Origin of the sequence: Campylobacter concisus, from assembly GCF_003049735.1 — a bacterium.
Taxonomy (GTDB): domain Bacteria; phylum Campylobacterota; class Campylobacteria; order Campylobacterales; family Campylobacteraceae; genus Campylobacter_A; species Campylobacter_A concisus_AN.
The window spans coordinates 179,480-186,960 of record NZ_PIRM01000003.1; the positions used below are offsets into that span (position 1 = coordinate 179,480).

Annotated in this window: 8 protein-coding genes and 1 tRNA gene; all 9 read left to right on the forward strand. The window is 39.4% G+C overall.

The annotated features are described in order from the left end of the window. The first annotated feature begins 121 nt into the window (after positions 1–121). The 9 genes from CVS97_RS06960 to CVS97_RS07005 all read left to right on the forward strand — a co-directional run bounded on the left by CVS97_RS06960 (position 122) and on the right by CVS97_RS07005 (position 7,259). Positions 122–1,012, forward strand: a complete 891-nt coding sequence (locus CVS97_RS06960; protein ID WP_107785566.1) for a DMT family transporter — start codon at positions 122–124, stop codon at positions 1,010–1,012. A gap of 10 nt (positions 1,013–1,022) precedes the next feature. Then, positions 1,023–1,829, forward strand: coding sequence for a 3-deoxy-8-phosphooctulonate synthase (gene kdsA / locus CVS97_RS06965; RefSeq protein WP_107785567.1), 807 nt, complete (start codon positions 1,023–1,025; stop codon positions 1,827–1,829). Further along, positions 1,819–2,148 carry a DMT family transporter gene (locus tag CVS97_RS06970; RefSeq protein WP_107785568.1) on the forward strand — a complete coding sequence of 110 codons (330 nt, stop codon included), beginning with the start codon at positions 1,819–1,821 and terminating at the stop codon, positions 2,146–2,148. The genes kdsA and CVS97_RS06970 overlap by 11 nt, the downstream gene beginning before the upstream one ends. After that, positions 2,145–2,468, forward strand: a complete 324-nt coding sequence (locus CVS97_RS06975; RefSeq protein WP_107785569.1) for a DMT family transporter — start codon at positions 2,145–2,147, stop codon at positions 2,466–2,468. The genes CVS97_RS06970 and CVS97_RS06975 overlap by 4 nt, the downstream gene beginning before the upstream one ends. Positions 2,469–2,705: 237 nt before the next feature. Continuing rightward, complete coding sequence (locus CVS97_RS06980) at positions 2,706–5,138, forward strand: TonB-dependent hemoglobin/transferrin/lactoferrin family receptor (protein ID WP_107785570.1); 2,433 nt, start codon at positions 2,706–2,708, stop codon at positions 5,136–5,138. Between the two features lie 53 nt (positions 5,139–5,191). Continuing rightward, entirely contained in the window at positions 5,192–5,662 is a 471-nt protein-coding gene (gene ribH, locus CVS97_RS06985) for a 6,7-dimethyl-8-ribityllumazine synthase (protein ID WP_107785571.1), read from the forward strand. A 1-nt stretch (position 5,663) separates the two neighbouring features. Then, the gene (nusB, locus tag CVS97_RS06990) at positions 5,664–6,059 is read left to right on the forward strand and encodes a transcription antitermination factor NusB (protein WP_107785572.1); all 396 of its coding nucleotides are present in this window, start codon (positions 5,664–5,666) and stop codon (positions 6,057–6,059) included. Next, positions 6,056–6,736: an orotidine-5'-phosphate decarboxylase gene (pyrF, locus tag CVS97_RS06995; RefSeq protein WP_107785573.1), complete on the forward strand. Its 681-nt coding sequence runs from the start codon at positions 6,056–6,058 to the stop codon at positions 6,734–6,736. The genes nusB and pyrF overlap by 4 nt, the downstream gene beginning before the upstream one ends. A 432-nt stretch (positions 6,737–7,168) precedes the next feature. Further along, positions 7,169–7,259: transfer RNA gene (locus CVS97_RS07005), tRNA-Ser, on the forward strand. The last annotated feature ends 222 nt before the right edge of the window (positions 7,260–7,481 follow it).

The window sequence follows — 7,481 nt, forward strand, 5'->3', positions numbered from 1 at the left end:
AAATTTTTGACTTATATAAAGTATAAAAATTTGCTTAAAAGCGCCAAAATAAAAGAAAAAATCAACCAAAATTTAAGCCACTTTTCATTAAAATGGCTACTTTAAATTTAAAGGTCTTGTGATGTTAAAAAGGTTTTATATTTCGCATCTTGGCATTTTTTATATGCTCTTTGCTTGCTTTATGTTTGCCGTTACTGGCGCATTTGCAAAGTATCTTAGCAAAGATATGCCATCTATCGAAGTTGTATTTTTTAGAAATTTAATAGGCCTTTTCATCGTTATTTATGCCATTTATAGATTTCCATTTAAGCAAGCTGGTGGACACTTTTTTTTACTGATGTTTCGCGGTTTTGTGGGTACGGTCGCACTTTTTGCCTTTTTTTATAATGTCGCTCATGTAAATTTGGCCACAGCTTTTACATTTCAAAAGACAAATCCAATCTTTACAGCCATCCTCGCAGCCTTTATTTTCAAAGAGCGTCTAAGCTCACTTGGCTGGTTTGCTGTATTTTTGGGATTTGGGGGAATTTTGCTTGTTATCCAGCCAAATTTAGGCATAAGCAAGACTGATATTATCGGTGTTTGGAGTGGCCTTGGTGCGGCGATCGCATACACGAGCGTTAAGGAGCTAAACAAGAGCTACGGTACAAATGTTATCGTGCTAAGTTTTATGCTTTGGGGCTCGTTTTTGCCACTTATTTGCATGGGTTTGGCAGAATTTTTCACCTACGAACCATTTGATTTTTTGTTTTCAAAATTTAGCATGCCAAGCTGGTATAACGTTATTTTTATCTTGCTAATGGGACTTAGCGGATATTTTTTTCAGTCGTACATGACAAAGGCGTTTGCGGTTGGTAAAAAGGCTGGAGTGATCGCTGCAGTTAGCTATGCAGACGTCATTTTCACGCTTATAATTGGCTATTTTATGGGTGATGTATTGCCAAATCAAACGGCACTTTTAGGTATCTTGCTAGTAATAGTGAGTGGAATTTTAGTTGTGAAAGAAAAATAAAGGAGAAAAAATGATACTAATAGCAGGGCCTTGCGTCATCGAAAGCGAGCAGCTCGTTTTTGACGTGGCAAAGAGGCTGGTTAAATTTAACGAAGATAAGCGGATAGATTTTTATTTCAAATCAAGCTTTGATAAGGCAAATCGCACAAGCATAAGCTCGTTTCGCGGGCCCGGACTTGAAAAAGGGTGCGAAATTTTAGCCAAGGTCAAAAAAGAATTCGGCTTTAAAATTTTAACCGATATCCACGAGAGCTACCAGGCCGCGCCAGTAGGCGAAGTGGCCGACGTGCTGCAAATACCGGCGTTTTTGTGCCGTCAGACCGATCTGCTCGTAGCTGCTGCCAAAACAAAAGCGGTGGTAAATATCAAAAAAGGGCAGTTTTTAGCCGCCTCTGCGATGAAGCATTCGGTCAAAAAAGTGCTAGAAGCAAGGGGCATTAGCGGCGAGGGATACGAGGTTGCTAAACAAAACGGAGTGTGGCTAACAGAGCGAGGAAGCACCTTTGGCTACGGAAATTTAGTCGTAGATATGAGAAATTTGGTGCTGATGAGGGAGTTTGCGCCGGTGATTTTCGACGCGACGCACAGCGTGCAGATGCCGTCGGCTTTGGGTGAGAAAAGCGGCGGTGACGCGAGATTCGTGCCCTATCTAGCGCGAGCTGCGGCGGCTGCGGGCGTGGACGGATTTTTCTACGAGACGCATATTAATCCTTGCGAGGCGCTTTGCGACGGACCGAATATGCTAAATTTAGACGAACTAGACGCAAATATCGCTCAAATTTTTAAGATAAAAGACGCCCTGGGCGATGCAAACTAAGGGCTTTTTGTGGGTGTTAGGCGGCGCGGTCGCCGAGTGCGGCTGGGCGTACGGGCTAAAACACGCCCAAGATGCCGTAGGATTCGCGCTTACTGCCGCGTTAGTATGCGTTAGCTTCGTATCGTTTATAAAGGCTTTAAAATATATCCCCGTTAGCGTCGCGTATACCGTATTTGTGGGGCTTGGAGCGTTTTTTATCGTGGTCGCCGAAAGCGTTAGCGAATACGGCTCAAGCGGCCGGGCGCCCGATCCCTTGCGGCTATTTTTCATAGCGATGCTAGTTGTCGGCGTGCTAGGACTAAAAAGGCTGAAATCTTGATGCACGTTTTAGCTCTTTTGGCAGCGGGATGCTGCGAGGTTTTGGGTGTATTTTTTCTAACCAAATTTCAAAAAAGCGTCGGCGTGAAAAAGGCGGCGAATTTTTTGATTTTGGTCGTAAATTTCGCCATTTCTCTTTGGCTCTTGAGCTACGCGATGCAGGCGATGGCGATGTCGGTGGCGTACGCGATCTGGACAGGCATTGGAGCAGTCGGTGCAGTGCTAGTTGGTCTGGTTTTTAATAACGAAAAGATAAATTTAGAAAAAGCACTCTTTTTATCGCTCATCATCATTAGCGCGGCGATGTTAAAAATCGTATAAGTGCTAAATTTAGAAGCATAAATATCAAGTTAATCTAGCAAGATAAAAACAGATTTTTAAAATATATAAATTCAAAATTTATTTACTTAATATATTCTAAAAAATAATATCAAAACTGATTTTAAGAAGTTTTTATATTGAATATTATTTTTTACAAAATATTGATTTTTAAATTCAAAATAAATTTATATAAATAGCAATACACTTTCAAACTAGTTTTAAATTCAAGGATATTTTATGAGAATTTGTAGAATTTTGTTTGTATCTAGTATGGCATCAAGCTTTGTCTTTGCATCGCAAGATATGCTACTAGAAGGTGTTGTCGTAAGTGCGGCTGGCATATCATCGAAAAAAACAGAGCTTAGTAAAAGCGAGTTAAAAAAGGGCCAAATTTTCTCTGAGCGAGATCTTGTGCGAAACGAAACTGGCGTAACTGTTACAGAAGGTGGTAGAAGTGGTAATAATGGATATGCTATACGAGGTGTAGATAGTGATAGGGTTTCTTTAAAAATAGACGGAATGGAAGCCGTTGAGAGTTTTATGCCCCGCTCTTACAATATTTTAGGGATTTTAAATGGAAACCGAAACAGCACCGAGCTTGAAAACATAAGCAGTGTAGAATTTATAAAAGGCGCAAATTCATTAAACAAAGGTAGCGGTGCGATCGGTGGTAGCGTTAGTATGCAGACAAAAAATGTTGATGACTTTGTAAGGGATGGACGAAATGTTGGTTTTTATAGCAAAAGCGCATATGCATCAAAAAATAGTGAATTTAGACAAGTTGCAGGTGCGGGCGTAAAAGCAGGCGGTATCGAAGCACTGTTTCAGCATACGTATAAGCGTGGCAAGCAGACAAAGAATTTCTACAGTGGAAAGTTAGATGATGTGCCATTTTGTGGAATGGGGACTAGTATGGAGGATTCGTATTTGGCAGATAAATACCCAGAACTTTGCTCTTTTGGTAGAATTTTACCTGATGATGTGAGATTTCGTACACACTCAAATTTGATGAAATTTGGCTATAGGTTTGACTCGCATTTTATAAATACATCCTATGAGGACTTTAGACAAAACTATTTTACAGAAGAGAAGAGTAATAGCACTGCAACACTTAATAGAAAACAGACGAGAGATAGTATTCCTTACAAAAGATATGGAATTTACTATGAGTTTGTACCAGATCATGATGCTTTACTAAGTAATTTAAAGGTAAGCTTTTATAAGCAAAGAGTCCAGCAGAGGTCAAATTTCACAAGATATCATGCAAACTATCCAAACGACATGCAATACAACTCAAGTTTTGATCAAAAAGATAGCTATGAATTTTTTCAAGATAAAAAACAGTTCGATATAAGCGGCATGAGTGGCGACATTAATGCAGGTAAATTTTCTCACATCTTGAGTTTTGGTCTTGGTAGGCATATCTCTACCTTTAAAAATAAAAATTTACAACTTAGACAAAGTTTTAATACAAAATGGAGCGGTAGTGGTTTTATCGTAGATCCAGCAAATCCTTTTAAGCCGGTTAAGGCAACGGATGTAACCTTTGCTCAGCCAGTAAAAAGCACTCTTGAATATGCTTTTCTAGGTGACGATATGAGCTTAAATGAGGCCTTAAGTCTAAACTATGGAGTTAGGCTTGATAGATATGTTTATAAACCTAAGCAAGCAAATATTGCCTCTGGTGCAGGATATAAAATGGTCACAACACCAGAGCTACAAAAAAGTAAATTTAAAGCCGTTACCTACAATGCAGGAGCCCAGTATGATATAAATAACAATTTGAGTGTTAACTATGCGTTTAGTACCGGTTTTCGTGCACCAAGAGTCGAGGAGATGTATTTTGATACGCCTAGGGATAGTACAAGATATGTTAGAAATTTGGAGCTAAAACCAGAAAAAGCTTTTAATCATGAGGTAAGTTTATTGTCGTCAAGTCAGAGTTATGCACTTGCTTTTAGTGCTTTTTATTCTAAATATAGAGATTTTATTGATACTGATTATGATGTTGGTATTGATGAAATAGAAGAACTTGATTTTGATACATGGGAGCTTGTAAAAAAATACAGTAAAAAAAGTCTCGATTTTAAACACGTAAATGTCGGTAGAGCTACCGTCAAAGGCTTGGAGCTAAATTCACGTGTAAATGGGAATGCACTAAATTTAAGTGAAAATTTATATGCAAGCTTAAAGGCGACTTATGCGCGTGGCAAAAAAAATGATGGGACTTCACTTATGGCTATTCAGCCGTTTACTGCAGTGGCTGGACTTGGGTATAGTGATAATAAATTTGATCTCTTATTAACTAGCAAATTTGTAGCAGCTAAAAAAGCAAAAGATGCGGTTTCAAAAATACCGCCAAATTTTTCTCAGATAATCGTCGATAGAGATACAGGCAAAGTGACTGGTACAACTCAGCCAGAAGCACATAAATTCCTAAGTAAAAGCTATTTTGTCTTTGACTTAACTATGGGCTATAAGATCAGTAAAAATTTCAGCATCAATGCAGGCGTGTTTAATATTTTTAACAAAGAGTATTCTACTTGGGAAAATTTAAGACAGCTTAGATATAACGGTAACCAAAGCTATGTCAAATTTGATGGTACCGGACTTGAGCGGTATACTGCTCCTGGTAGAAATTTTAGCGTTTCTTTTGAGATTAGATATTAGCTTTAGTTTAAATAAGATTTTGATAAACTACGCAAAAATCTAAGGAGAAATTAATGAAAATAATCGAAGGAAATTTGGCTCTAAAAGGCGGCGAGAAGGTCGCCATAGTGGGCGCGAGATTTAACCACATCATCACCGATAGGCTGGTCGAGGGCGCTAGGGATGCGTTTTTGCGTCACGGCGGGGATGAGGCGAATTTGAGCCTCATTTTGGTGCCGGGCGCGTTTGAGATACCGATGGCGCTTGAAAAGGCGCTAGGTAGCGGTAAATTTGACGCCGTTTGCTGCGTGGGAGCGGTGATCCGCGGCTCTACGCCTCACTTTGACTACGTTAGCGCCGAGACTACCAAGGGCATCGCAAATGTCACGCTAAAATACGGCAAACCGGTGACCTTTGGCGTGCTAACGGTAGATAGCATCGAGCAAGCCATCGAGCGAGCTGGCTCAAAGGCCGGAAATAAGGGCTTTGAAGCGATGACGGGCGTGATCGAGATGCTAAGCTTATATAAAAATTTGGAGGCGTAAAATGGCGACTCGTCATCAGGTCAGACAAGCCGTCGTTTCGCTACTCTACTCAAATGAGATAAATCCGGTAACTGCTGCATTTGAAGAGGAATTTCTAGAAGAGAAAAAGATAAGAAACGAGCGCAAACATGAGGCGCAGCAGACTTTTAAAGAGGTGCTCGTAAATAAAGAAAAACTAGACGAAATTTTAAAACCATATCTAAAAGACGGCGATTTTAGCAAAGTTGGTGCAACCGAACTAGCCATCCTTAGACTTGGACTCTATGAGATGAAATTTAGCCAAACTGATAAGGCTGTCATCATAAACGAAGCGATCGAGCTTGCAAAAGAACTTGGAAGTGATCAGGCACCAAAATTTATAAACGGTGTACTTGATAAGCTAAAGGCTGATCTGTGAGGCTCTGTGTCGCACTTGATATGGCTAGTCGCGAAGAGAATTTAGCCCTTGCTCGCGAGCTAAAAGGGCTTGATCTTTGGCTAAAAGTTGGGCTTAGAAGCTATCTTAGGGATGGGGCAAAATTTATAGAAGAGCTAAAAGGACTTGGGAATTTTAAAATTTTTCTCGATCTAAAGCTCTATGATATCCCAAATACTATGGCAGATGCGGCCGAAGTCGTCTCAAAAATCGGCGTAGATATGATAAATGTGCATGCTAGCGCCGGTGAGCGCGCGATGAAGACAGTTATGGATAGGCTAGCTGGTCTTGGGAACCGTCCTTTAGTGCTCGCAGTATCGGCACTTACTAGCTTTAGTGAGAGCGAGTTTGACGCTGTTTATAACGATACGATCGCAAGAGCTGTTAGAAAATTTAGCCAGATGAGTTTTGAAGCAGGACTTGATGGAATGGTCTGTTCCGTTTTTGAAAGCAAGCTCATCAAAGATGTTACAAATGAGAAATTTATCACTCTTTGCCCTGGTGTTAGGCCTTTTGGCGAGAGCGCTGGAGATCAAAAAAGAGTAGCAAACTTAGTGAGCGCAAAGCAAGAGGGTAGTGACTTTATAGTTGTTGGTAGGCCAATTTATGAGAGTGCAAATCCAAGAGAAATTTGCGAAAGAATTTTGGAGCAAATTTAAAATTTGAACTTGTGTGAATTGGTTTTTAACTAAGCTTTTTTGCAAAATGTTGCGTGAAGATGACATCAAAGCGAAGTGAGGAGCTAAATTTGAGTGATTTTAAGAAAATCCTCTTGTTGGCTGAGCGGCTAAAGCGTATCTACTAGCACTTGGTTAAGGATATTGCTTTACTAAATGGCGCAAATTCTAATGAAGCGTGAATGCATAAAGGTGCTTGGTCGCAGTAACGATAGGCGTTTTTATATGTTTACCGTATGATTTGCTACTATGTAAATACGCCGCACCCAGACAAAGCCAAGCTAAAATGGTGGCTTTGGAAGGACTAAATTTATAAATTTTTGTTTTAGATTTTCTATCTGAGGTCTGCGATTGTGAAATGTAAATTTAAGCAAGATATCAGCGGCGTTCAATTATAATGCGATTTCTTTTTATGGACAGATGGGTGAGTGGCTGAAACCACACCCCTGCTAAGGGTGCAGCTCTTAATCGGGGCTCGAGGGTTCAAATCCCTCTCTGTCCGCCACTGCTTATAGATAATCATAAATTTTATTATTGTTTAACATTATTTTTTGAATATCTTTATATAAAATTTTCTGCGTTAGAAAATTGCTTAATTGTATAAGTAAAATTTCATGACAATCGTATATTTTTTGAAAAATTATGATTTTTTTGGTTATATTGTTGTTTCAAACTAATTAAAAATATCTTAAATTAAGTTTTTATTATAAAAAATATTATATTTTGC